Genomic DNA, 24651 nt, shown 5'->3' on the forward strand with positions numbered 1-24651 from the left:
GCGTTCCTCCCTCAGGGTGTCGCGGGCAGGAATTGCGGCGGCAGCAAGGCGTTGGCGTAGGCCACCGGATGGGTCAGCAGATAATGCGCCGCCTCGAGATCGGCATCGGTGCCGAGCGCCGCCGGGCAGGCGCCGCGAATCTCGAGAACGATGTCCGGCGGCACCGGCGCCCGCGCGGTGCGATGGGCGGCGAGAGCTGTCGCCAGAGGCCGCTTGCCGGCATCGAGATCCTCCCATTCCTGCGCCAGCAGCGTGGCGCCGAGGCTGGTGCAGATCTGCGGCAACAGGCCGAGATCCTGGATCGGCCAGCCGAGCGGCGCCAGAACACGGCTCCAGGTTACGTATAATTCGCCACCATCGGGCAGCGTCGTCACCGTCTGGATCAGGCCTTTGCCGAGCGTCGCGCTGCCGAGCACGACGGCGCGGCGATTATCGGCCAAGGCCGCGGCGGTGATCTCGGCGGCGCTGGCGGTGCGGCCATCGACCAGCACGGCCACCGGAACGTCATCGGCGTGCGGCTCGGCATCGGCGGCGAGCACCCGGTTCGCCATCGGATCGCGCCCGGCGGTGGTGGCGATCAGTCCGGCGCCCAGCAGGGAGCCGACGACGCTCACCGATTGCTGCAACAGGCCGCCGCGATTGCCACGCAAATCGAGGACGATGCCACGCGGCCGCACGCGCCCTGAAAAAACACCGTTCAGCGCCGCGTCCACCTGTTGGTCGGTGCCGCGCTGAAATCCGGTCAGGCGAAGCATGGCGATGTCATCGGCCAAGGCGCTGACGAAGACGGTCTGCGCCGCGACCGGGGCGCGCACGAGATCGAAAGTCTCGCGCCGCCCCTCGCGCGTGCGTAACGTTACCCGGACATGGCTGGCGCTCGGCCCGGTCAGCATCGCGGCGACGGCGACCGCGTCGGCATGCCCGACCGGCTCGTGATCGAGCGCGAGAACGACCGCGCCGGGTTGGATGCCGGCGCGCGCGGCCGGGGTTCCCGCAAGCACCGCGGCAACGGTGATGCCGCCGTCGCGCTGATCGAGGATCAGCCCGACGCCGCCGTCACTACGCCGGCCTTGGCGGTCGATTTCGATCTCGCCGGGCGGCGAATAGCGCGAATAGGGGTCGAGATGGGTGAACAACTCATCGAACAGGCCGCGGATGAGCCCTTGCATGCCGCCGCGGCGGACCAGTGCCGAGGCCTCCCAGCCACTTGCGGCGACCGCGGCGGTGATCTCTCCCCACCCTGCGGCGTCCTCGGCGGCCGGGGCGGCGCGCGTGAGCCGCACCTCCCCGCCGACCCGGAGTTCCACTTGCCCGTCCTGCAGCGTGACCGAAAGCGAGGGGTCCATCACCGCGAGCCCACGCAAAAGCCAGAGCGCAAGGCGCGGGATCGGCACTGGCTCGAGCGTGCGCGGCGCCATGAAGGCATAGGCGGCGGCGAAGACCTGCCCCGCGAGCGGCGTCGGGAATGCCGCCCCGGCGACATTTTGCGCCTGGGCCGGCCACGCAAACAGCAGCAGGAGCAAAAAACGCGCCGTTTTCACGTTCGCCGCGACGACGAGGGCCGCTTCGTCTTCGCCGCCCGCTTGCCGGCCAGCCTCGGGCGCGTGGCGGGTGTGCCGGACGTCTCATCGAGGATGTGGAATATCATGCCGCCGGTGAGCGGATTGGCTTCGATAAGCCGCACCGTGACCGCCTGGGCGAGCCGATAGCTGATCCGGCGCCGACGCCCTGACAGCATTTGCGATCCGAAGTCGAACATCCATTCATCATCAGGCAGAGACGAGAGCGGAACGATTCCGCTGGCACCCGTTTCCAACAATGTGACGAATAAAACCGCGCGCGTCACGCCGGAAATGCGGGCGGCGAAATTTTCTCCGATGCGATCGGCGAGGAAAGCCGCGAGATAGCGCTCGATCGCCGCCCGCTCGGCGGCGGCGGCGCGGCGCTCGGTTGCGGTGATGTGCGATGCGACATCCTCGAGGCTGGCGACCTCATCGGGTTGCAGCCCATCCGGGCCGAGGTGAAGGGCGTGGATCAAAGCGCGATGGACGAGAAGATCGGCATAGCGGCGAATCGGGCTGGTGAAATGCGCGTAGCGGGCCAGGGCGAGGCCGAAATGGCCGATATTTTCCGGGCTGTAGGCGGCCTGCGAGAGGCTGCGGAGCATGGTCTCGTTGACCAGCGGCGCCTCCGGCCGGCCCGTGATGCGATCGAGCACGGCGCCGAGATCGCGCGGATGCAGCCGGTCGCCGGGCGCAAGCCTGATCCCGAAACCCGCCAGCATGTCACGCAAGGCCACGAGTTTCTCTGGCGCCGGCGGCGCGTGGACGCGAAAGAGGCAGGGCACGCGCCGCGCCTCCAGCGTCTCGGCGGCGGCGACATTGGCGAGCACCATGAATTCCTCGATCAGGCGATGGCTGTCGCGGCGCACGCGCGGCCGAATGGACGCGATTCGCCCGGCCGCGTCCAGCGTCACCACTTGCTCGGGGAGATCGAGATCGAGCGCGCCGCGCGCCATGCGCTGCGCCTGCAATGCCCGAAAGGCGCCATAGAGCGGGTCGAGAAGGCTCGCCATCTGGCCGGATTGATGCGCATCCTCGACCTCGTCATAGGTCAGTCGCGCATGGCTTTGCATCAGGCCGCGGCCGAAGCGATGGCTCAGCGTCTCGCCATTGGCGGCAATCCGCATCTCGACGAAAAGACAGCCGCGCGGCTCACCCGGGCGCAGGCTGCACCAGCCGGCAGACAGCGCCTCGGGCAGCATCGGCACCACGCGATCGGGAAAATAGACGCTGTTGCCGCGCGTGCGCGCCGCCTGGTCGAGCGCCGAGCCGGGGCGCACATAATGCGCGACATCGGCGATCGCGACGATCAGGCGAAAACCGCCGCCGATCACCGGCTCGGCGAACACCGCATCGTCGAAATCGCGGGCGTCCGGGCCATCGATGGTGATCAAGGGGACGGCGCGCAAATCCTCGCGCGCGGCGAGCGGAACGGCGCCGGCGCGCGCCGCCTCGGCGAGCGCCGCCTCTGAAAAATCGACGGGAATGTCGTGCGCGGCAATCGCGAGCAAGCTCACCGCGCGTGCTTCGCCCTCGCGGCCGAGCCGGGCGATGACGCGCGCTGGCTTCAGCCCATAACCGAGTGTTGGCAGCGGGATCGCCTCGACGATTTCGCCCGGCTCGGCGCCGCCGCTCTCGCCCGGCGGCACGCGCCATTCCGCCCGCGCGCGGCGATCCGCGGGCACGATCCGCCCGGCATCGGGATGCGGCGAGGCCGCCACGCTTGCACGAAACACGCCGAGGATACGACCCTGGCGGTCGCTGAGCCGCTTGACCGTGCGCCCCTCATAGCGGCCATGGGCGATCGGGCGGAGCCGCGCCAGCACCCGCGCGCCAAGCGCCAGCGCCGGCCGCCCGCGCGGCTCGGGCGCCATCAGGATCGCCGGCGCCGGCCCGTCTGCGGTCCAGTCGAGCGGCCGCGCCACCGCTTCGCCGTCGCGATCGAGGCTAATGACCTCGACCGGCAGAATCTCGGGCAGACGCCCCGGCGCGCGATAGCGGCGGGCGCCGGCGGGGGCGATTTCGCCCTCCTCGGCGAGCGCGCGCAGGAGATCGCGCAACCCGGCGCGATGTTCGGGGCCGAGGCCGAAGGCGCGGCTGATCTCGCGCTTGCCGAGGCGACCGGGCTGATCGGCGAGAAAGCGGCGGAGTTCCGCCAAGTCGGGCAGAAAGCCGCCGCGCCGTGCCACGGTCAGGGTGCAGCCTTGCGTGGTTTCGCGGCCGGCACGGCTTTGGCTTTCGCCGGCCGTGTCGCTGGCTTTGCCTTGGCTGCGGCGGGTTTGCGCGCCGGCACCTTCGCCGATTTTGCCGCCGCCTTCGGCGCCGCGGGCTTGGCCGCCTTCGCCCGCGCTTCGGCCGCGCCTTTGCCGTTCGCTTTCGCCGCCGCCTTGCCGCGCGGGCGCAAAACCTTGCCCTTCTCGGCGAGCAAAGCGACCGCCTGTTCCGCCGTCACCTCCTCCAACGCCATGCCGCGCGGCAGATTGGCGACCATCTGACCATGCTGGACATAGGGGCCGAACCGGCCCTTACGCACCGTGATCGGCGCCGAATCCTTGGGATGCGGGCCGAGATTGCGCACGCTCGCGAGTTTCCGCGCGAGAAGATCGACGGCACGGTTGAGCCCGACCGAAAGCACATCGTCATCGCGGTCGAGCGAGGCATAGACGCCGCCCATGCGGATGTAGGGGCCGAAACGGCCGAGCCCGGCCGCGATCGGCTCGCCGGTTTCGGGGTGCAGCCCGATCTGGCGCGGCAGCGAAAGCAGGCCGAGCGCCTGCGCCAGCGTAATTTCCTCGCCATTCATGCCGCGCGGCAGCGAGGCGCGCTTTGGCCGCGCCTTCGACTTTGGATCCTCGGGCGCCTCGCCCTGCTGGACGTAAAGCCCATAAGGGCCGCGGCGGACGGTGATGTCTTCTCCGGTCTCGGGGTGCTGGCCGAGAAGACGCATGCCTTCGCGCAGCGTCTCCGCATCGCCTTCGCCCCCTTCGATCGCGAGTTTGCGGGTATAGCGGCATTCGGGATAGTTCGAGCAGCCGATGAAGCTGCCATGCCGGCCGAGGCGCAGACCCAGCCGGCCGCTGCCGCAAGCGGGGCAGAGCCGCGGATCGCTGCCATCGGCGCGCGGCGGAAAAAAATGCGGCCCGAGATCACGATCCAGCGCCTCGATGACGTCCGAGACCTTGAGATCCCGCGTCTCCTCGACGGCGGCGGAAAACGCGTCCCAGAAGGCGCGCATCACGTCCCGCCAGCCGACCCGGCCGCCAGAGACGTCGTCGAGCTGCTCCTCGAGGGCGGCGGTGAAGCCGGTATCGACGTAGCGGTTGAAAAAGCTGACCAGAAACGCGGTCACCAGCCGGCCGCGATCCTCGGGAATGAAGCGGCGCTTTTCGAGCCGCACATAGGCGCGCTCCTGCAACACCGAGAGGATGGAGGCGTAGGTGGAGGGGCGGCCGATGCCGAGTTCCTCCATCTTCTTGACCAGCGACGCCTCGGAATAACGCGGCGGCGGCTGGGTGAAATGCTGATCGGCGCGGACCTCGCCGAGCGCCGGCCGTTCGCCCTCCGCCATTGCCGGCAGGATGCGGCCTTCCTCCTCGCCCTCGGCCTCGTCCTGATCCTCGCGATAGAGTTTCAGGAAGCCATCGAAGGCGAGGGTCGAGCCGGTGGCGCGCAGCCGCGTCCTACCAGCCGCGATCTCGACGCTGACCTGATCGAGTTCGGCCGATTGCATCTGCGCCGCCGCCGCACGCTTCCAAATCAGCTCGTAGAGCCGGCGCTGCTCGGGCGAGAGATGGGGGGCGGCGCGCTCGGGGGTCAGTGTGATGTCGGTCGGGCGGATTGCCTCATGCGCTTCCTGGGCGTTCTTGGCCTTGGTCTGGTATTCGCGTGGCCGCGCCGGCACGTAATCGGCGCCGAACGCGGCGCGGACATGGTCGCGGATCGCGGCGATCGCCTCGGCCGCCATCTGCACCCCGTCGGTGCGCATATAGGTGATCAGGCCGACCGCCTCGCCGCCGATATCGACCCCCTCGTAAAGCTGTTGCGCGAGACGCATGGTCTGCTGCGCGCCGAAGCCGAGCTTGCGGCTCGCTTCCTGCTGGAGTGTCGAGGTGGTGAAGGGCGGCGGCGGATGGCGTTTGACGCGCTTTTTCTCGACCGCGGTGATGCTGAACCCGCCTTTGGCGACCGCCGCTTTCGCCGCCAGCGCCGCGCGCTCGTCGGCGAGATCGAACGGATCGAGCCGCTTGCCATCGAGATGGGTGAGGCGGGCGGTGAAGGGATCGCCGCGCGGCGTCGTGAAATCCGCCTCCACGGTCCAATATTCGCGGGCACGGAAGGTTTCGATCTCGGCTTCGCGCTCGCAGATCAGGCGGAGTGCGACCGATTGCACGCGCCCGGCGCTCCGGCTTCCCGGCAATTTCCGCCACAAGACCGGCGACAGGGTGAAGCCGACCAGGTAATCGAGCGCCCGGCGCGCGAGATAGGCCTCGATCAGCGACTGGTCGAGATCGCGCGGATGCGCCATCGCGGTGCGGATGGCATTCTTGGTGATTTCATTGAAACTGATGCGATAGACTTCGACGCCCTTGAGCGCCCGCCGCGCCTCCAGCATGGCGCGGACATGCCAGGAAATCGCCTCCCCCTCGCGGTCCGGGTCGGTCGCGAGATAGAGCCGGCGCGCCCCTTTCAGCGCCGCGGCGATGGCGGCGATTTGCTTCTCGCCCCGTCCGTCGGCCTCCCAATCCATGGCGAAATCCTGCTCGGGCCGCACACTGCCGTCTTTGGGCGGGAGATCGCGGACATGGCCGAGGCTCGCGAGGACGGTGTAACCGCCGCCGAGATATTTGTTGATGGTCTTGGCTTTGGCCGGGGATTCGACAACGACGACGTCGGACATGGATTTCCAGCTCAGTAAGGCAGGCGTGGGATCAAGACACCGCGGATCCCGCGATCACCGCGACACGGTTGCCAGGGAGGGTTTCCACCCGCCCGGCGATTTCCAACTCCAAAAGCGCCGCTATCACGGCGGCGGGGGACAAGTGACAATAGCGCAGAAGCTCGTCAACCGCGACCGGCGCAGGGCCGAGTAGCGAAAGCAGCGCGGCGCGGCCATCGTCATCGACCGCCATCGGCTCAGGATCGGGCGCCATGGCCGCGGCGGCGGGCGCGATCGGCGCCAGCGTCTCGCGAAAACGGCGGCCCTGGCCCGCCTCGCCGCGAGCGGGAAGATTGTCGAGGATATCGGCGAGCGTTTCGGTCAAATGCGCGCCTTGGCGAAGCAGGTGATTGCTCCCGAGACAGCGCGGATCGCGCGGCGAGCCGGGGACGGCGAAAACCTCGCGCCCGGCCTCGGCGGCGAGGCGGGCGGTGATCAGGCTGCCCGAACGCAGCGCCGCCTCCACAACCACGCAGCCGAGCGCGAGGCCGGCGATGATGCGGTTGCGGCGCGGGAAATGCCGTGCCTGCGGCGCGGTGCCGAGCGGCGCTTCGGCAAAGACACCGCCGGCAGCAGCGAGGCGTGCCTGGAGCGCCGCGTTCTCCGGCGGATAGGGGCGATCAAGCCCCCCGGCGATCGCGGCGAAGCTGGTGCCGGCGCGGAGCGCCCCCTCATGCGCCGCGGCATCGATCCCGCGCGCAAGGCCGGAGACCACGACATAGCCCGCCCCGGCCAGCGCCTCGGCAAGCTCGGCGGCGATCCGGCGGCCGTTGAGCGAGGCATTGCGGGCGCCGACGATGGCGATCGCCGGGCGCGCCAAGAGATCGGTGTCGCCTTCGAAGGCGAGCACGGGCGGTGCATCCTCGAGGGCTGCGAGGAGCGGCGGATAGGCGTCGGTGTCGAGAAACAGATGCCGCCCGCCGCGCGCCGCGACTGCCTCGATCTCGCGCGCGGCGGCGCGGGCTGAGGGAATGCGTGGCGGCACGGCGCGGCCGCCCGCGCGGGCCAAGGCCGGCAGGGCCGCAAGCGCCGCGCCGGCATCCCCATAGCGGCGGATCAGCCGGCGATAGGCGATCGGCCCGACCCCTTCGCTGCGGGCAAGGCGCAGCCGCTCCAGCGCGTCCGGTGGCATCATGCGCGAACAACACTCATGACTTGGCGCCGATCCGCGGCTCGGTGCCGGCGCGCAGGCGGGCGATATTGGCGCGATGGCGCCAGATGATCAGGGCGGCGATGGCGAGGCTCGGCGCCAGCGCGACGGGGCCGGCGAAGATGAAGACGAGCAGCGGGCTCGCGGCCACGGCGATCAGGGCGGCGAGCGAGGAGCGGCGGCCGATCACGGCGACGAGCAGCCAGATCAGGCAAGCGAGCGCGCCCGCCGGCCAACACGCGGCGAGCAGCACGCCGAGGGCGGTTGCCACCCCCTTGCCGCCGCGAAACCGGAGCCAGAGCGGGAAGACATGGCCGATCACCGCGCCGAGTGCCGCAAGCCACATCGCCGCCGGAACGCCCGGCGCGAGCCACCCGCGCACCAGCAGCACCGCAGCCGCACCCTTGGCGGCATCGAGCAGCAGCGTCGCCGCGGCAAGGCCGCGCCGGCCGGTGCGCAGCACGTTGGTCGCACCGATATTGCCCGAACCGATGGCACGGATGTCGCCGAGGCCGGCGAGCCGGGTCAGCAGCAATCCGAACGGGATCGCCCCGAGGAGATAGCCGAGGGCGATCGCGCCCCAAACCGCGAAAAAGCTCATCCGAACACGCGCCGCCCGGCTTTCCAGGTGCCGAGCACCCTTCCTTCCAGCGCGCGGCCGTCAAACGGCGTATTCTGCGCCTTGCCGGGCAGGGCGCCGGCGGTGACGCGAAAGGCGCGCTCGGGGGCAAAGAGACAGAGATCGGCGGCCAGCCCCTTTTCGAGCCGCCCGGCCGCAACCCCCAGCAGCCGCGCGGGCGCGATGGTGAGCAATTCGATGACCCGCGACAGGGTGAGGCGCCCGCCATGATATTCCGCGAGCGTCACCGCGAGCAGCGTCGCAAGCCCGGCGCCGCCCGGCGCCGCTTCGGCGAAGGGCAGGCGCTTGTCATCGGCATCACGCGGTTGATGGTCGGAGACCACGGCGTCGATGGTGCCGTCAGCCAATGCCGCGGCGACGGCTTGCCGGTCGGCCTCGGCGCGGAGCGGCGGCGAGAGCTTGGCGTAAGTGCGAAAATCACCGATCGCAAGCTCATTCAAGGCGAAATAGGGCGGCGCGGTATCGCAGGTGACGGCAATCCCGCGCGCTTTCGCCGCGCGCACCAGCGCCAGCGCCTCGGCGGTCGAAAGCCGCGAGAAATGCACCATCCCGCCGGTGAGTTCGGCAAGGCGGAGATCGCGCGCGACCTGGATCGCCTCGGCGCAGGCGGGAATGCCGGGCAGGCCGAGCCGGGTTGCGAGTTCGCCTTCGGTTGCGGCGCCGCCTGCGGCGAGCGATGGCTCCTCGGGGTGCTGGACGATGCGCGCGCCGAAGCCACGGGCATAAGCGAGCGCCAGCCGCATCAGCCGCGCCGGGTGGATCGTGCGCGCGCCGTCACTGAACGCGACCGCCCCGGCCTCACGCAAAAGACCAAGTTCGGCCAGCTCCTCGCCCCGGCAGCCGCGCGTCACCGCGCCATAGGGGAGGATGGTGAGGCGCCCGGTCGCTTCGCCGCGCGCTCTCAGAAAATGGACCAGGGCGGGGTCGTCGATCGCCGGGTCGCTATCGGGAAGAACGGCAAGCGTGGTGATGCCGCCGGCCGAGGCGGCGGCGGCGGCGGAGGCGATGGTTTCGCGATATTCAAAGCCGGGCTCGCCAAGGGCGGCGCGCATATCGACGAGACCGGGGCAGAGCACCGCGCCGCCGCCATCGATGATCTCCGCCCCTTCGCTCGTCGCGAGAGTCTCGGCGATGTCGGCGATGACGCCGCGCCGCACCAAAAGCTCCCCGGCGCCGTCGCGCCCGCTCGCGGGATCGACCAGGCGGACATTGCGGAACAAAAGATCGGGGTGCGCTTCAGACATTGCGCGACAAGGCCCGGCTGCGCGCGAGCGTGTCGAGCACCGCCATGCGCACCGCGACCCCCATCTCGACCTGCTCGCGGATAACGCTGTGGGTGGGATCGTCGGCGAGGTCGCTGTCGATCTCGACGCCGCGATTCATCGGCCCGGGATGCATGACCAGGGCATCGGGCTTGGCGTGCGCGAACTTCTCGGCATCGAGCCCCCAGAAGCGGAAATATTCGCGCGCACTCGGCACCAGGCCGCGCGCCATGCGCTCTTTCTGGAGCCGCAGCATCATCACCACATCCGCCCCGGCGAGCCCCGCCTTCATGTCATGGAACACGCTGACCCCGAGCCCCGCGATCGCCGCCGGGATCAGCGTCGGCGGCCCCACCACCCGCACCGTCGCGCCGACGGTGATCAGGAGATGGATATTCGAACGCGCGACCCGGGAATGCGCGACGTCACCGCAAATGGCGACGACGAGCCCGGCAAAATCCCCCTTGTGGCGGCGGATGGTGAGGGCATCGAGCAGCGCCTGGGTCGGGTGCTCGTGGGTGCCGTCGCCGGCATTGATCACCGCCGCGTCCACTTTCTGGGCGAGAAGGCTTGGTGCGCCCGATTGCGCATGGCGAACCACCAGGAGGTCGCATTGCATGGCGTTCAGCGTCGCCGCGGTGTCGAGCAGCGTCTCGCCTTTGTTCACCGAAGACGCCGCGACCGACATATTGATGACATCGGCGCCGAGGCGTTTGCCGGCGAGTTCGAAACTGGTGCGTGTGCGGGTGCTGTCCTCGAAAAAGAGATTGATCAAGGTCCGCCCGCGCAGCATGTCGCGCTCGGTGCGGCCGGAGCGGTTGAGCAGCACATAGCTCTCGGCGAGATCGAGGAGATGCGCGATCGCCGGCGGCGCCAGCCCCTCGATCGTCAGCAGATGGCGCGGCGACTCGCCCAAGGAAGCGATCAGGTTCTGGCCGCCGAGACCGCGACGACCGCGGTATCGTGCTCCTCGGTGCAGCCGCGCACGCCAAGCCCGGCGCAGACCAAGGCATGCACCACCACTTCGGCCTGAACGGCGTTGGGATCGGCCTCGACATCGATCGGGATCAGCCAGCGCGGCGGCCCGGCGGTTTTGGCCGGGGCGGCGGCATAGGCCGGGAGATCGACGCTGTCGCGGGTCAGCGAACTCAAAAGATGGCCTTCGCTGTCGAAAAAGCTGATCTCGACGATGATGGCGCGATAATCGAGCGGTCCCGGGTTCAGGATACAGCCGGTGAGTTTGGCGGTGCCGTTGGTCGCCGCGAGCTTGGCGTCGCGCAGGATCGGCGCGTTGCTGATGCTATGGAGAGCACCGAGGCAGGGGGCGGGATCGAGGGGCATGAGGCCGAGATGAACGATCGGCGTCCCCGCCTGCCGCGGCGGCGGCACCTGGCAGCCCGCGAGGACGAGCGCGGCGGCGAGCGCGCTGAGCGCGGAAAATTTGCGAAGACGCGTCACCATGGCTTCCTCTCTCACATCGGTGCGTCGATCATAACCGCAATGGGGAGGCGATGGAAATCATCGCGCGCGCTCACCCGAGGACGGCCGTGAGGCGCGCCAGCGTCTCCTCGCGCCCCAATGCGGCAAGCGTCGCGTCGATCGGCGGGCTGGTGGTCGCGCCGGTGAGGGCGGCGCGGAGCGGCTGCGCCACCTCGCCGAGCTTTTTTCCGTGCGCTTCGGCGAAACCGCGGAGGGCGTCATGCAGCGCCGCCGGCGTGAAGGCGGCGGCGGCGAGCGTTTGCGCCAAATCGCCGAGCATCGCCCGCGCGCCGGGCGCGTCAAGCAACGCCTGCGCCTTCTCGTTCATCGGCAGCGGCGGCGTGCGCGCGAGAAACGCCGCGCTCTCGGCGAGTTCGACGAGGGTGCGGGCGCGTTCCTTGAGCGCCGGCATCAAGGTCTGAATGCGCGCCCGCGCGACATCATCGGAAACGAGCCCAGGCTTACCGGCAAGCCGCGCCATGACTTCCTCGGCGAGCCGCGCGTCATCGGCGGCACGCAGCCAGACGGCGTTGAGATGGGTGAGCTTGGCATAATCCATGCGCGCCGCGCCCCGCCCGACGCCGTCGAGATCAAAGAGCCGGATCGCCTCTTCCCGCGAGAGGATTTCGGCGTCGCCATGCCCCCAGCCGAGCCGCAACAAATAATTGCACACGGCCTCGGGGAGGAACCCTTGTTCGCGGAATTCCAGCACGCTGACCGCGCCATGGCGCTTGGAGAGCTTCGCCCCATCCGCGCCGTGGATCAGCGGGATATGGGCAAAGCGCGGCATCTCCCAGCCCATCGCCTGATAGATCTGGACTTGCCGAAAAGTGTTGGTGAGATGGTCGTCGCCTCGGATGACATGGGTGATCGCCATGTCGTGATCATCGACGACGACGGCGTGGAGATAGGTCGGCGTGCCATCGCTACGCAGGATGATCATGTCGTCGAGTTCGGCATTGGCGACCCGCACGGAGCCCTGCACGAGATCCTCGACCACGGTCTCGCCGTCGCGCGGGGCTTTGAGGCGGATCGCCGGCGCGACACCCGCCGGCGCCTCGGCCGGGTCGCGGTCGCGCCAACGCCCGTCATAACGCGGCGGGCGGCCTTCTTTCAGCGCCTGTTCGCGCATCAAACGCAGCTCCTCGGCGCTGGCATAGCAGCGATAGGCACGCCCGGCCGCGAGCAGGGCGTGCGCGACCTCGGCATGGCGCGCGGCGCGCGTCGATTGGAACAGCGGCGGCTCATCGGGGGTCAGTCCAAGCCAGGCGAGCCCGTCGAGGATGACCTGGACCGCCTGATCGGTGCTGCGGGCGCGATCGGTATCCTCGATGCGCAGCAGGAATTGGCCGCCATGGTGGCGGCTGAAGAGATAATTGAACAGCGCGGTGCGGGCGCCGCCGATATGCAAAAGCCCGGTGGGGCTGGGCGCGAAGCGGGTGCGGACGGTCATGGCGCGCTTCTAGACCAGGATCGCCGCGGGTTAAAGCGACCACCGCCGAGAAAACACGGCGCGCGGGCGCGCGGGGATCGGCAAGCGCCGATTAGAGCAGCCCTTCGCGCCGCAAGCTGATCCATCGTCCATTGCCGACGATGACGTGGTCGTGCAGCGTGATCGAGAGAACCCGCGCCGCCTCGCGCACGTCGTTGGTCATCTCCACATCCTCGGGCGAGGGCGTCGGGTCGCCGCTCGGATGGTTATGGACGAGGATGAGCGCCGAGGCGTGCAGTTCCAGCGCCCGCTTCACCACTTCCCGTGGATAGACCGGCGTGTGGTTGACGGTGCCGCGCGCCTGCACTTCATCGGCGAGCAGATGGTTACGGTTGTCGAGGAACAGCACCCGGAACTGCTCCACCCGTTCGCGTGCGAGCGCGGCGTTGAGATAATCCATCAGCCGGTCCCAGTTATTGAGCACCGGCCGCGACAGCACCTCGGCGCGGGCAAGGCGCAAGGCCGCCGCCTGCACCAGCTTGATCGCGGCAACACCATGCATGCCAAGCCCGGGCGCGGCGAACAAATCGCGCTGGGAGGCGGCGAGGACAGCCGCGAAACTGCCGAAATGATTGATGATCGCCTTGGCGAGCGGCTTGGTGTCGCCGCGCGGCTGGGCGAAAAACAGCAGCATCTCCAATAGCTCGTAATCGGCGAGGGCCTCGGCGCCGCGCCCGATCAGTTTTTCGCGGAGCCGCGCGCGATGGCCGTGCGGACCGGTGCTCGGGAAGGGAAGGGCCTCGGGATCGCCCGCGGCCGCCGGCGCGTCAGCATTGGCGGGTGGATCGGTCGCGAGCGGGCGCGCAAGAAACTCGGCGACGTGATTGGCCGCCTCGGCAAAGCCCGGCATGGCGCGCGGCGCCCGCTCGTCGACCGGCCACGCCGCCGCACCCCATCCTTCCTCGGCCAGAGGCGGGGCGGCCAACGCCTGCCCCTCCGCCCCCGGCGAAGGCCAGGGTTGCGGCAAAGTCTCGCGCCGGGCGAAGCGCGCCACTTTTCTCTTGCCTTGCAGGTCGCGCCACAATCCAGACAACCAGAACGACAAAACACCCTCCGCCGCCACGCACCATGGCATTGGAGAGATTAATATTTCAACCTAGAATGGTGTTATGGGTATAATTTTCACTTATTATTAACGATTGCCCGGCGCTTCTCCACTGGCCGCGGCAAAGGCGTTGAAGGTGATCAGCGTGTAGGTGTCCTTTACCCCCGGCAATTTCTGGATGGCTTCGGTCACGAACAGGCCGATATCCTGCTCCGGCTCGAGATAGAATTTCCCGAGGAGATCATACTGGCCGGAGGTCGAATAGAGTTCCGAAAGCTGCGCGATACTGTCCGCCGCCTCGCGCGCGACGCGATAGGCCTCGCCCATCTCGCATTTGATCATCACGAAAATAGCCCGCATTTTACCCGCCTCCTTGCGATGGAACGAGAGCGTGACCGTTTAAGCCGGCATCGCCAAAGACGTGAGGCGCACGCTCCAGCGAGTGTCGAGCAGAGTATGACCGGGTCAATTTGAACCCGTCATGCCGTGGCCGGGCTTTTCTTGCGCCGCTTGCAACAGTTCGGCCAGCACCACGGCATTGTTATGCACGGTATCACCCGCGGCATAAACCAGGGTTATCGGCCCGGCCGCGGCCAGCGCCCGCAAATCCGCGAGCAAGGCCGCTTGGGCGCGCAATTCCGCGGCATAGCGGCGACGAAATTCTGGCCAGCGCGCCGGATCATGGCCAAACCAGCGGCGTAGTTCGTCGCTCGGGGCGATCTCCTTTTCCCAGCGCTGAATAGCCGCCTTGGCACGGGAGAGGCCGCGCGGCCACAGGCGATCAACAAGGATACGGACGCCATCTCCCGCCGACGGCGGATCATAAACGCGCTTAAGCTGCACCCCCATCGCTACGTCCCCGGCCGCGGACGGCGAGGCCCTAGCGGGTCCGGTCATTTTTTTTCGTCCTCGGCGAGGGCATCGATCATCAGCGCGGCATGGGCATAAGCGCCGCCGGCGCGCATCTCGGCGGCGACCCAGATCGCCTCCATCAACTCTTCCCCCGTGGCTCCAGCACGTAGCGCCGCCTTGGTGTGACCCTTGATGCAATAGGGGCATTGTGTGACATGGGCGATGGCGACGGCAATGATTTGTTTGGTCTTGGCCGCAAGCGCCCCCTCGGCGAACACCGCCTTGCCGAAGGCATTGAAAGCCGCCTCTGCCGCGGGGGCGAGTTCGCGCCGCTTTCGCGCCATCTCTCGGGTTGCGGGCGGATAGAGAGCTTCGGTCATGATGTTGCCTTTCGTACGACTGTAAAACGAGAGACCGCCCAGCCAGCAACGCCGGCGCGCATGGGCAGAGTTCTTCTTACCACGAACAGGCATTTTTTATGCTTCTTTAAAAGAGGGAACGCCGCCGTTCTGGTCGCTCCGCGCCTCGCTCGCCGATGGGTGACGGATCGAGCGGGGCGGCCTATGTTCGCGGTTGAAAATAGCCGCGAGGGAGGTTTGAGACATGGAATTGGCGCAAGCCCGCAAAGCCCGCATCGCACCCCGCCCCGGCGGGCGGGTGCTCGCCGACGCGCTGGTCGCCAACGGTATCGACCATGTCTTCGCGGTCCCCGGCGAGAGCTATCTCGATGTGCTGGACGGGCTTTATGCGGTGCGCGAACGGCTCAAACTCGTCACCTGCCGTTTCGAGGCCGGCGCCGTCGACATGGCGGAAGCCTATGGCAAGCTCACCGGCCGCCCGGCGGCGGCGATGGTGACGCGCGGCCCCGGCGCCTGCCATGGCGCGATCGGCGTCCATATCGCGCGCCAGGACAGCACGCCGCTTTTGCTGTTCGTCGGCCAGATCCCCTTCGCCGAGACCGATCGCGAGAGTTTTCAGGAAATCGACTACCGGGCGATGTTCGGCCCGATCGCCAAATGGGTGACGCAGATCGACGATGCGAAACGTATCCCCGAAATCGTCGCCCACGCCGTCGATGTCGCAACGCGCGGCCGGCCTGGCCCGGTGGTGATCGCGCTTTCGGAGGAAATGCAGCGCGACAGCGTCGCCGTCCCCGACATCGGTCCGGCGCCCGTCACCCGCCCCTTTCCCGATCCCGCCGCGCTGGCAAAACTGCGTGATCTGCTTGGGCAGGCGCGAAAACCGCTCGCCATTCTCGGCGGTTCCTGCTGGAGCGAGGCGGCACGCGCCGCGGTCCGCGATTTCCTGCTCGGCCAGGATATTCCCGTCGCGGTGAGCTTTCGCCGCCAGCAGCTCTATGACATGACGCTCGCGAATTTCGTTGGTGATCTCGGCGTCGGTTGCGATCCGGCTTTGGTCGCGAAAGTGCGCGAGGCTGATCTCATCCTCGCCTTCGGCACCCGGCTTTCGGAAGCGGTGACGCAAGGCTATACGCTGTTCGATCTCGCCGGCGCGACACCGATCGTGCATGTCTATCCCGAGGCCGAGGAAATCGGCCGGGTGTTTCGCCCCGCGCTCGGGATCGTCGCCGATCTCAACGTCTTTGCCGCAAGCCTCGGCGATCTCGCGCCGGTCGCGCCGCGCTGGGGGGAATGGCGGGCGGAATTGCGCGCCCTGCGTGAGGCCGCGAGCGCGATCGCCCCTTATCGCGGCAAGCTCAACCTCTCTGAGATTCTCCATGAGTTGCAAACCCTGCTGCCGGCCGAGGCGATCCTGACTGGTGACGCCGGCAATTTCGCCACTTGGGTCGCGCGGTTTTTGAATTTCGCCGATGCCCAGCGCTTCATCGGGCCGACCAACGGCGCCATGGGCTATGGTGTGCCGGCGGCGATTGCGGCGAAGATCGTCTTTCCCGAACGCCTCGTCGTCGGCTTCGTCGGGGATGGCGGTTTCCTGATGACCGGCCAGGAAATCGCGACCGCCTTTCATCATGGCGTCGCCCCCATCATCTTGGTTTTCAACAATCAGATGTATGGCACCATCCGCATGCATCAGGAGAAATTCTTCCCCGGCCGCGTCTCCGGCACCACGCTCACCAACCCCGATTTCGCGAAATTCATCGAGGCTTTCGGCGGCCATGGCGAAACCGTCACCACCACCGCGGAATTCGCCCCGGCGTTTCGCCGCGCCGTCGCCAGCGGTCGGCCAGCGGTGATCGAACTCGTCCAAGACCCCGAGCAGATCACCCCGCGCGCAACCATCGCCGAGCTTCGTGCGCTGCGCCCGGCACCGCCCGGCAGCGTCGCCGCGAAACGCAAACCGCCGGCGCGCGTGCTCCCCAAGCATGGGAAAACGCGATGATCCGCATCGGATGGATCCTCGCATGCCTGCTTTCCGCGTTCGCGACGACGGCACGGGCGCAGCCGGCGCTGGTGATCTACGAAAACGATTACGCGCTGCACGACGTCACTTTCGCCAATGGCGAGCGGATCGCCGATCTTCGCCTGCATTACACCACTGTCGGCCTGCCGCTTCGCGATCGTGAGGGGCATGTCCTGAACGCGGTGTTGCTGCTGCATGGCACGACCGGCACCGGCAAGAATTTTCTCGCCCCGACGCTCGCCAACAATTTGTTCGGCCCCGATCAGCCGCTCGATACCCGGAAATATTTCGTCATTCTGCCGGACGGCATCGGCGCTGGCGGCTCGAGCAAGCCTTCCGACGGGCTGCACGCCCACTTCCCGCATTACGGTTACATCGACCAGGTGGAGATGCAATACCGCCTGCTGACCGACGTCTTCGCCGTGCCCCATCTCCGCCTCGTGCTCGGCACCTCGATGGGCGGGATGCAGACTTGGCTCTGGGGCGAGCGCCATCCCGGTTTCATGGACGCGCTGGTGCCGATCGGCGCGATGCCGGCGGCGATCAGCGGCCGCAACATGCTCTGGCGCGAGATGGTGATCCGCGCCATCCGCGACGATCCCGGCTGGCTGGGCGGCGAATATGACCCGGCGAAGCCGCCGCGCCTTTGGTTGGAGACTGCGGCGCCGCTATTTGCGCTGATGACCGGCAACGCCGAGCGCCTGCAACAGGCGGCGCCGACGCGCGGCGATGCGATCGCCCTTTACAACCGTCTCGTTGCCGAGGGCTATAAATGGGATGCGAATAACATGCTTTATACCTGGGAAAGCTCGGCCGATTACGATCCGGCGCCCGATCTCGATAAAATCACCGCGCCGCTTCTTGCCATCAATTTTGCCGATGATCTCGTCAACCCGCCCGAACTCGACATCATGGCGCCGGCGATGAAACGCGTAAAGCATGGGCAATACGTGCTCATTCCGCGCGGCGCGACCTATGGCCATCAGACCCTGAACTACGCCGATATCTGGGGCCATCTGGTGGCCGAGTTTCTCGCCAAGAATTAGCCTTGTCGTGTCGTAAGAGCTTGCACAACTTTTCCCAGGAGCGGGAATGAGCGCGAGCGAAGACGACCTCCGCGACTGGACGATCGCCAGCTTATGTGCGCTTGCTCGCCAATCCTGTTCCAGCCGCCCTTGCGGGCCAGAGCGCGCGCGTTATCGCGCCTGTTGGATCGCCGAGAGAATCCAGGCCCCGCCCGGGGCGCGGAGGAAGGTCCAAAGCTCGGTCGCACTCACCCGTTCGCCCGGGCTGCCATCGACGACGCGACCGGAGGCGTCGAGCGTCACGTCGATCATCGAAAACTGCATCGCAACCGTCGCGTAATCCCGCCCATTCTCAGACCACGCCTCGGCGAGGTCGCCACGGTCGAGCCGCACGTCGCGCACCACGTTACGCACCCCCCGGCTGGTTTGCTCGGCGAGTTGCTCGGCGAAATAGCTCACCATTTCCGGGGTCGCGAGGCGGCGCAGCGCCGCGAGATCATGCGCGCTCCAGGCGGCTTGGATAGCGTATAAGGCTTGCTCGAAGGCCTGAAAATCGGCCGCGCCGATCGCCGGAGGTGGCCGCCCGCCTCCTGCCGGTGCCGCGCCCGGCGCGGGGGCGGCAACGAATGGCGCGCCGCCGGCGCCGCGCGGGCTCATGCCGGTTACGCGGCGGGCGAGGATGCGGACCAGCCAGACGATCAGCGCGATCTGGATGAGGAGGCCGATGATCCCCCCGAAACTCCCCATCCCCCAGAAAAATCCGTGCCCGAGCAGCATCCCGGCAAGCCCCGCGCCAATCAGGCCGCCGAACAGGCCGGAGAGGAACGACGAGCGCATCCCATCACCACCATAGCCGCCCATCATGCCGCCGCGAGGGGTGGTGGGGGCGGTCAGGCTGCGTTGCAGCGGCGCCGCATAGGGCGCGGTGTTGGTCGGCGGCGGCGCCGAATAGGTTCGGCTGCCGCGGCTGCCCATCGAAGACGAGTCACCCGCCCGCGCCAGCGCCGCGACCGGTGCCGCGGCCATCGCGAGCACCAGGAGAGCAGCCAAGAGCGGGATCAGGCGCGGCATCACACTCTCCTCGCGTTACGCGCCCGCCAGCGTCAGGCCATCCACGCGGATCGTCGGCGCGTCGGTGCCGCGGCGAAAGACGAGATCGTTCGCCGGGGTGAGATGGGCGAACATCTCGATCAGGTTGCCGGCGATGGTGATCTCGGCGACGGGCTCGGCGATCTCGCCATGGCGGATCATGAAGCCGCTCGCGCCCCGGCTGTAATCGCCGGTGATGCCGTTGACGCCCATGCCGATCAGCTCGGTGACATAGACCCCTTCCGTGATATCGGCCATCAAGGCCGCCGGGCTCAGCGGTCCCGGCGCGAGATAGAGGTTGGTTGCGCTCGGCGAAGGCGGGCCGCCGGTTCCGCGCGCGGCACGGCCATTGGTGCGCAGGCCGAGCTGGCGGGCGCTGCGCAGATCGAGCAGAAATGCCCGCAAAATGCCGCCCTCGGCGAGCACCAGCGGCGCCGTGCGCTGGCCCTCGCCATCGAAGGGGCGCGAGCGCAGACCACGCCGGCGGAGCGGGTCGTCATGGATCGCGATGGTGGGGCCGAAGACCGGTTGATCCATCCGATCCTTGAGGAAGCTGGTGCCGCGCGCGATGCTCGCGCCATTGATCGCGGCGGCGAAATGCCCGACCAGGCTTGCGGCGACGCGCGGGTCATAAACCACCGGCAGACGCGCGGTCTTGGGCCGCACCGGGTTGAGCCGCGCGACCGCGCGTTCGCCCGCCCGCCGCCCGAGCACCGCCCCATCCTCGAGATCGCCGCCATGGACCGCCGAAGCGTAATCGTAATCGCGTTCCATCGCCGTTCCCTGCCCGGCGAGCGCGGTGACCGAGAGGCTGTGGCTGCTGCGCGCATAGTGCCCGAGAAAGCCCGCCGAGGTCGCGAGTGTGATCTCGCTCCGGCTCCAGCCGGCTTCGGCGCCCTCGGAATTGGAGACGCCAGGGACGGCGAGCGCGGCCTCTTCGGAGCAAGCGGCGCGGCTGATCAGGGTCGCGGGGCTCGGTTCGTCGGGGTCGAGAAGATCGAGAAAACCGGCCTCCTGCGGCGTCGGTGGCGCCTCATCGAGGCCGGCGAAAGGGTCTTCCGGCACCACCCGCGCCATCGCCAGCGCGCGCGCGACCAGATCGGGAAAACCGGCGGGATCGGCGCTGCCGGCCGAGACGATGGCGGCGCGGCGGCCGACAAAGACGCGGAGACCGACATCGCGCCCCTCCGCCCGCTCGACATGCTCGGTTTCGCCGAGCCGCCGCGTGACCGCGAGCGAGGCCGAGGAGACCAGCACCGCATCGGCAGCATCGGCGCCGGCGGCGCGGGCCGCGGCAAGCAAATCGCCGAGCAGTTCGGGCCCGTTCATGCCGCGAGCCTCTCGGCGATGGCGGCAAGGCTCGGCACTTTGCCGGCCGGCCCGAGGGTTGCCAGCGTCGGCTTGGCGCGGAACAGGCGGGCTGCGACACGGCGGACATCATCGAGGGTGACCGCCTCGATCCGCGCGACGGTCTCGGCGACCGGGATCACGCGGCCGAAAACCTGCAACTGACGGGCGAGATTTTCGCAGCGCGAGCCGGTGTTTTCGAGCGACATCAACAGCCCGGCTTTCACCTGGGCGCGGGCGCGGGCAAGCTCACGCGCGCCAACCTCGCTTTGCACTTTGCGCAATTCCTCGAGCGTCACCGGCAGCAATTCCTCTGCTTCCGCTTCGCCGGTGCCGGCATAGATGCCAAAGAGGCCGCCATCGGCATAGGGCGCGGCGAAGGAATAGATCGAATAGACGAGCCCGCGCTTTTCGCGGATCTCTTGGAACAGGCGCGACGACATACCGCCGCCGAGCAACGTCGAGAGCAGCAACGCCGGGTAGTAATCGGGATCGGCATAGGCGCAGCCGGGAAATCCGAGCACGATATGGACTTGATCGAGATCGCGCGCCTCGCGGAACTCGCCGCCGCGATACTCGGAGGGGGCCGGCGGCGGCGCGGACTGGGTTGCGAGATCGGCGAAATGTTCGGAGACCAACCGCACCAAGCCGTCGTGATCGAGGGCGCCGGCGGCGGCGATGACGATGTTCTCTGGCGTGTAGTGGCGCGCCATGTAGCGGGTGAGGGTTGCCCGCGACATCGTCTTGATCACCGCCTCGCGCCCGAGGGTTGGGCGGCCCATCGGCTGGTCGGGGAAGGCGGTCTCCTGAAAATGGTCGAAAATGATATCGTCTGGCGTGTCGTTCGCCTGGCCGATCTCCTGGAGAATGACGCCGCGCTCGCGCTCTAACTCCTCGGGGATGAAGCTGCTGTGGCAGAGGATGTCGCCGATGATATCGACGCCGAGCGCGAGGTCTTCCTTGAGCAGCTTGACGTAATAGGCGGTCTGCTCGCGCGCGGTATAGGCGTTGATATGGCCGCCGACGGCCTCAATCTCCTCGGCGATTGCGGCGGCACTCCGCCGCTCCGTGCCCTTGAAGGCCATGTGTTCGAGGAAATGCGAAACGCCGTTCTCGGCCGGCACCTCATGGCGGGTGCCGGCGCCGACATAGGCGCCGAAGGAGACGGTCTCGACCCGCTCCATGCGTTCGCTCGCGATGGTGAGGCCGTTCGGGAGCCGGGTGAGCCGGATGGCGTCGCTCATTATGCGCTATTCCTCGTGGGCGGTTCGGGTCGGCTATTCTTGCGGGCAAAGGCGCCAATCAGGGATTCGACCTCGGCGAGGTCGGCCGGCGCCTCGGTCATCGCTTCTTCGCGTTCATATAGGTCGGCGAGCGGCTTGGGCAGAGGGGGGCGTTGGCCGGTCGCGCGTTCCATCGCGTCGGGAAATTTTGCCGGATGCGCGGTCGCCATGGCGATCATGGGGATGCCGGGGCCGGCGGGATGGGCGCTCGCGGCGGCGATGCCGATCGCGCTATGCGGGTCGGCGAGATAGCCGGTTTGCGTGGCGAGCCGGCGGATTTCCGCCTCCGTTCCGGGATCGTCGAGGCGGAAGCCGAAAAATAGCCGCCGCGCCCGCCGCCACGCCGCTTCCGGCACCGCCATCCGGCCGCTTGCGCGAAAATCCCGCATGATCGCGGCCGTCGCGCCGGCATCGCGGTCGACGAGCTCAAACAGCAACCGCTCGAAATTGGAACTCACGGCGATATCCATGCTCGGCGAGAGGCTGGGCTCGACCGGGCGGAGCGACATGTCATTGCCGGCGAGAAAGCGCGCCAGGATGTCGTTGCGATTGGAACCGACGACGAGGCGGACGATCGGCAGCCCCATCCGACGGGCGGCGTAGGCTGCCAGAACATTGCCGAAATTCCCGGTCGGCACCGCGAACGCAACCTCGCGCTCCGGCGCGCCGAGGGCGAGCGCGGTTGCGACGTAATAGGGGATTTGCGCCGCGATCCGCGCCCAGTTGATGGAATTGACCGCGGACAAATGGTGTGCCGCGCGAAACGGGGCATCGGCGAACATCGCCTTGACCAGATCCTGGCAGTCATCGAACGTGCCGTCGATGGCAAGATTGAGAACATTCGGCGCGCGGACCGTGGTCATCTGGCGGCGCTGAATGTCGCTCGTGCGGCCCTTGGGGTGGAGGATCGCGATGTTGAGGCGGGCGCGATCGTGGCACGCGGCGATGGCGGCCGAGCCGGTATCGCCCGAGGTCGCACCGATCAGCGTGAGGTGCTGATCGCGCGCCGTGAGCACGTGGTCGAAGAATCGGCCGAGCAGTTGCAGCGCGAAATCCTTGAAAGCGAGCGTCGGGCCGTGGAACAGCTCGGCGGTGAAGAGATGCGGCCCGAGCTGGATCAGCGGTACCGTCGCCGGATGGCGGAAAGCGCGATAGGCGTCGCGACAGAGCGCCTCCACCGTCGCGAACGGGATAGCCTCACCGATGAAGGGCTGGAGCACGCGCGCGGCGAGGGCCGGATAGTCGAGCCGGCGCAGCGCCCGCCAGTCGGCTGGGGCAAAATGGGGCCAGGCGGAGGGCACGTAAAGCCCGCCATCCTCGGCGAGGCCAGCGAGCAGCACCTCGGCGAAATCGCGGACCGGGGCGCCGCCGCGGGTGGAGACATAACGCATCGCGAACCTCTCTCCCCGGCGTGCGCGAAGGCGCCGGGCGCGGGCGGTTTAGCAGGCTTCTACGGGCATGGGGAGAGCGAAGCGGCGCGCTGCCCGTCGGTCAGGCCCTTCATTTCGTCGCCGCAAAGAGCGCTTTTTTCGACAACCGAATAGCGGTTGCCATCGTCAAAGCTCGAAGATCGAGCTTAGCAAGCACGGATTATTTCTCAAGGCCAGCCGAGAAATATACCATTCCTTAACGAACTAACCATATCTTTTCTGTGAGGCCAGACGATTCGCGGCTTCACGTTTCCTCCCATACGCCGCACCGCGTGCCGTCTTGGCGGGTGTTGCGCACCTCAAGCGGCGCCCGCAACGCGAGGCGCCGCCTTTTTTTTCGGGACATTCCGCACCGTTCCGCCGCACGTTATCACATTGCTGCGTCTTGACCGCAGGGCGCAGACACGTCGCTGACCGGCATGTAAACTCGCGCCTTCATGTCAATCAGTGAGAACGATCATGCCAGCCAAGCCAAAATCAAGCGGCAGCTCTGTCCCCTTCTTCTGGCCGATGCAGATCGCCGAGGATCTGGCGGAGAGCGGCGCCGCGGTCGTGGCGCGCAATCTCAAATTCCTCACAGAGGAAGAAAAGCTCCAAACCGAGTTGCAACCGAAGCTCGCGACCGCCCATGGCGTCCGTCTCGATCTCCGTACTATGCGCTTTTGCGAATATGGCAGCGCCGAGACCATGTCTGTCCCGACCATCGTCGATGCGCCTTACGCTGGCCACTCGGCGATGATCGCCGATTACCGTCAGGGGCAAAGCCTGATCGAAACGCTACGCGACAATGGCGTCTCGCGGGTTTATCTCACCGACTGGAAATCGGCGACGCCGGATATGAAGGATCTCGAGATCGACCAGTATCTCGCCGAACTTGTCGTCTGCATCGACGATCTCGGCGGGCGCGCCAATCTCGTTGGCCTCTGCCAGGGCGGTTGGATGGCAGCGATGCTGGCGGCGCGGTTTCCCGAAAAGGTCCAAAGCCTGGTACTCGCGGGATCGCCGATCGACACGGCAGCCGGGCATGGGCCACTCAAGCATCTTGTGCATGAGTACCCGCTCTCGTTTTACGAGGAGTTGGTGGCCGCCGGCGGCGGGCTGATGCTCGGCCGCTACATGCTCGAAGGCTGGAAAAACATGCATCCCGGGCAGCACTATATCCAGGACCATATCGATCTTTACGAACATATCGATGATCCGGTCTGGCTCAAGAAGACCGAGACGTTCGAAAGCTGGTACGAACATCCGATCAATCTCCCCGGCCGCTGGTATCTCCAGGCGATCAAGCAATTGTTCAAGGAGAACCATCTGGCGCAGGGCAGCTTCATCGGGCTTGGCCGCCGGCTCTCCTTGAAGGCGATCACCTGCCCGCTTTACCTGCTGGCGGGCGAGTCAGACGACATCACCCCGCGTGAGCAGGTTTTCGCGGCCGCCGGCCTGGTCGGCACACCGGCCGATAAAATCACCCAGAAACTGGTGCCCGGCGGCCATATCGGTCTGTTCATGGGGGCACGCACACTGCGCGAGCATTGGCCGGGCATCGCCCGCTGGATTGCCACGCAGTGAGACAACACCCGATCGGGCAAAGTTTAGGAAAAATCGTCGATTTTTCTTCCAACGCGCCGGTGACCTTCGCCACCGGCGCCGCTTAGAGCGCGATCGGTTTCAATCGATCAC

General features: G+C 67.6%; 20 protein-coding genes. 3 read left to right on the top strand and 17 right to left on the bottom strand.

Annotated elements, in window-relative coordinates; translation table 11 throughout:
- Positions 1–11 precede the first annotated feature (11 nt).
- The 13 genes from DEF76_RS08410 to DEF76_RS08470 all read right to left on the bottom strand — a co-directional run bounded on the left by DEF76_RS08410 (position 12) and on the right by DEF76_RS08470 (position 14798).
- Entirely contained in the window at positions 12–1541 is a 1530-nt protein-coding gene (locus DEF76_RS08410; protein ID WP_114911950.1) for a S41 family peptidase, read from the bottom strand.
- Entirely contained in the window at positions 1538–3751 is a 2214-nt protein-coding gene (rnr, locus tag DEF76_RS08415; RefSeq protein ID WP_240319156.1) for a ribonuclease R, read from the bottom strand. The genes DEF76_RS08410 and rnr overlap by 4 nt, the downstream gene beginning before the upstream one ends.
- A 2-nt stretch (positions 3752–3753) precedes the next feature.
- Complete coding sequence (gene topA / locus DEF76_RS08420; RefSeq protein ID WP_114911952.1) at positions 3754–6459, bottom strand: type I DNA topoisomerase; 2706 nt, start codon at positions 6457–6459, stop codon at positions 3754–3756.
- Between the two features lie 31 nt (positions 6460–6490).
- Entirely contained in the window at positions 6491–7633 is a 1143-nt protein-coding gene (dprA, locus tag DEF76_RS08425) for a DNA-processing protein DprA (RefSeq protein ID WP_114911953.1), read from the bottom strand.
- A gap of 13 nt (positions 7634–7646) precedes the next feature.
- A complete protein-coding gene (plsY, locus tag DEF76_RS08430) occupies positions 7647–8249 on the bottom strand; it encodes a glycerol-3-phosphate 1-O-acyltransferase PlsY (protein ID WP_114911954.1) in 603 nt (200 codons plus the stop codon).
- Complete coding sequence (locus DEF76_RS08435) at positions 8246–9532, bottom strand: dihydroorotase (protein ID WP_114911955.1); 1287 nt, start codon at positions 9530–9532, stop codon at positions 8246–8248. Before DEF76_RS08435 ends, plsY begins: the two co-directional genes overlap by 4 nt.
- Positions 9525–10466 (bottom strand): aspartate carbamoyltransferase catalytic subunit, encoded by a 942-nt coding sequence (locus tag DEF76_RS08440; protein WP_114911956.1) that lies wholly within the window; start codon positions 10464–10466, stop codon positions 9525–9527. Before DEF76_RS08440 ends, DEF76_RS08435 begins: the two co-directional genes overlap by 8 nt.
- Positions 10467–10474: 8 nt before the next feature.
- Positions 10475–11008, bottom strand: coding sequence for a hypothetical protein (locus DEF76_RS08445; RefSeq protein WP_162800564.1), 534 nt, complete (start codon positions 11006–11008; stop codon positions 10475–10477).
- Between the two features lie 73 nt (positions 11009–11081).
- Positions 11082–12482, bottom strand: coding sequence for a glutamate--tRNA ligase (gene gltX, locus DEF76_RS08450; RefSeq protein WP_114911958.1), 1401 nt, complete (start codon positions 12480–12482; stop codon positions 11082–11084).
- 91 nt (positions 12483–12573) lie between these two features.
- Positions 12574–13515: a RadC family protein gene (gene radC / locus DEF76_RS08455; protein WP_240319158.1), complete on the bottom strand. Its 942-nt coding sequence runs from the start codon at positions 13513–13515 to the stop codon at positions 12574–12576.
- 138 nt (positions 13516–13653) lie between these two features.
- Complete coding sequence (locus DEF76_RS08460) at positions 13654–13926, bottom strand: Lrp/AsnC family transcriptional regulator (RefSeq protein ID WP_114911959.1); 273 nt, start codon at positions 13924–13926, stop codon at positions 13654–13656.
- 105 nt (positions 13927–14031) lie between these two features.
- The gene (locus tag DEF76_RS08465) at positions 14032–14415 is read right to left on the bottom strand and encodes a DUF488 domain-containing protein (protein ID WP_114911960.1); all 384 of its coding nucleotides are present in this window, start codon (positions 14413–14415) and stop codon (positions 14032–14034) included.
- Positions 14416–14459: 44 nt separating this feature from the next.
- Positions 14460–14798, bottom strand: a complete 339-nt coding sequence (locus tag DEF76_RS08470; RefSeq protein ID WP_114911961.1) for a carboxymuconolactone decarboxylase family protein — start codon at positions 14796–14798, stop codon at positions 14460–14462.
- Between the two features lie 223 nt (positions 14799–15021).
- On the opposite strand from DEF76_RS08470, the gene DEF76_RS08475 reads away from it, so the two are divergent.
- Positions 15022–16779 carry a thiamine pyrophosphate-dependent enzyme gene (locus DEF76_RS08475; RefSeq protein ID WP_114911962.1) on the top strand — a complete coding sequence of 586 codons (1758 nt, stop codon included), beginning with the start codon at positions 15022–15024 and terminating at the stop codon, positions 16777–16779.
- On the top strand, positions 16776–17846 hold the full coding sequence (locus tag DEF76_RS08480; RefSeq protein WP_114911963.1) for an alpha/beta fold hydrolase: 1071 nt from the start codon (positions 16776–16778) through the stop codon (positions 17844–17846). Before DEF76_RS08475 ends, DEF76_RS08480 begins: the two co-directional genes overlap by 4 nt.
- 150 nt (positions 17847–17996) lie before the next feature.
- Here the strand turns inward: DEF76_RS08480 and DEF76_RS08485 are convergent, their stop codons facing one another.
- Genes DEF76_RS08485 through thrC form a run of 4 tightly spaced genes read right to left on the bottom strand, consistent with a single transcriptional unit; the run spans position 17997 to position 22935 of the window.
- Positions 17997–18896: a Tim44 domain-containing protein gene (locus tag DEF76_RS08485; protein WP_114913758.1), complete on the bottom strand. Its 900-nt coding sequence runs from the start codon at positions 18894–18896 to the stop codon at positions 17997–17999.
- Positions 18897–18911: 15 nt separating this feature from the next.
- On the bottom strand, positions 18912–20243 hold the full coding sequence (locus DEF76_RS08490) for a TldD/PmbA family protein (protein WP_114911964.1): 1332 nt from the start codon (positions 20241–20243) through the stop codon (positions 18912–18914).
- On the bottom strand, positions 20240–21505 hold the full coding sequence (locus DEF76_RS08495; RefSeq protein WP_114911965.1) for a M16 family metallopeptidase: 1266 nt from the start codon (positions 21503–21505) through the stop codon (positions 20240–20242). Before DEF76_RS08495 ends, DEF76_RS08490 begins: the two co-directional genes overlap by 4 nt.
- Positions 21505–22935: a threonine synthase gene (gene thrC / locus DEF76_RS08500; RefSeq protein ID WP_114911966.1), complete on the bottom strand. Its 1431-nt coding sequence runs from the start codon at positions 22933–22935 to the stop codon at positions 21505–21507. The genes DEF76_RS08495 and thrC overlap by 1 nt, the downstream gene beginning before the upstream one ends.
- 498 nt (positions 22936–23433) lie before the next feature.
- Between thrC and DEF76_RS08505 the strand changes: the two genes are divergently transcribed.
- Positions 23434–24540: an alpha/beta fold hydrolase gene (locus DEF76_RS08505; protein WP_205216150.1), complete on the top strand. Its 1107-nt coding sequence runs from the start codon at positions 23434–23436 to the stop codon at positions 24538–24540.
- Positions 24541–24651: the final 111 nt, after the last annotated feature.

The organism is Acidibrevibacterium fodinaquatile (assembly GCF_003352165.1).
Lineage (GTDB): Bacteria > Pseudomonadota > Alphaproteobacteria > Acetobacterales > Acetobacteraceae > Acidibrevibacterium > Acidibrevibacterium fodinaquatile.

Bases quoted from the DNA above. Each gene is read 5' to 3' on its own strand.
- topA (WP_114911952.1), bottom strand. From the start codon at position 6,459: ATGTCCGACGTCGTCGTTGTCGAATCCCCGGCCAAAGCCAAGACCATC.
- dprA (WP_114911953.1), bottom strand. From the start codon at position 7,633: ATGATGCCACCGGACGCGCTGGAGCGGCTGCGCCTTGCCCGCAGCGAA.
- plsY (WP_114911954.1), bottom strand. From the start codon at position 8,249: ATGAGCTTTTTCGCGGTTTGGGGCGCGATCGCCCTCGGCTATCTCCTC.
- DEF76_RS08435 (WP_114911955.1), bottom strand. From the start codon at position 9,532: ATGTCTGAAGCGCACCCCGATCTTTTGTTCCGCAATGTCCGCCTGGTC.
- gltX (WP_114911958.1), bottom strand. From the start codon at position 12,482: ATGACCGTCCGCACCCGCTTCGCGCCCAGCCCCACCGGGCTTTTGCAT.
- DEF76_RS08460 (WP_114911959.1), bottom strand. From the start codon at position 13,926: ATGCGGGCTATTTTCGTGATGATCAAATGCGAGATGGGCGAGGCCTAT.
- DEF76_RS08465 (WP_114911960.1), bottom strand. From the start codon at position 14,415: ATGGGGGTGCAGCTTAAGCGCGTTTATGATCCGCCGTCGGCGGGAGAT.
- DEF76_RS08470 (WP_114911961.1), bottom strand. From the start codon at position 14,798: ATGACCGAAGCTCTCTATCCGCCCGCAACCCGAGAGATGGCGCGAAAG.
- DEF76_RS08475 (WP_114911962.1), top strand. From the start codon at position 15,022: ATGGAATTGGCGCAAGCCCGCAAAGCCCGCATCGCACCCCGCCCCGGC.
- DEF76_RS08480 (WP_114911963.1), top strand. From the start codon at position 16,776: ATGATCCGCATCGGATGGATCCTCGCATGCCTGCTTTCCGCGTTCGCG.
- DEF76_RS08485 (WP_114913758.1), bottom strand. From the start codon at position 18,896: ATGCCGCGCCTGATCCCGCTCTTGGCTGCTCTCCTGGTGCTCGCGATG.
- DEF76_RS08490 (WP_114911964.1), bottom strand. From the start codon at position 20,243: ATGAACGGGCCCGAACTGCTCGGCGATTTGCTTGCCGCGGCCCGCGCC.
- DEF76_RS08495 (WP_114911965.1), bottom strand. From the start codon at position 21,505: ATGAGCGACGCCATCCGGCTCACCCGGCTCCCGAACGGCCTCACCATC.
- thrC (WP_114911966.1), bottom strand. From the start codon at position 22,935: ATGCGTTATGTCTCCACCCGCGGCGGCGCCCCGGTCCGCGATTTCGCC.
- DEF76_RS08505 (WP_205216150.1), top strand. From the start codon at position 23,434: ATGCCAGCCAAGCCAAAATCAAGCGGCAGCTCTGTCCCCTTCTTCTGG.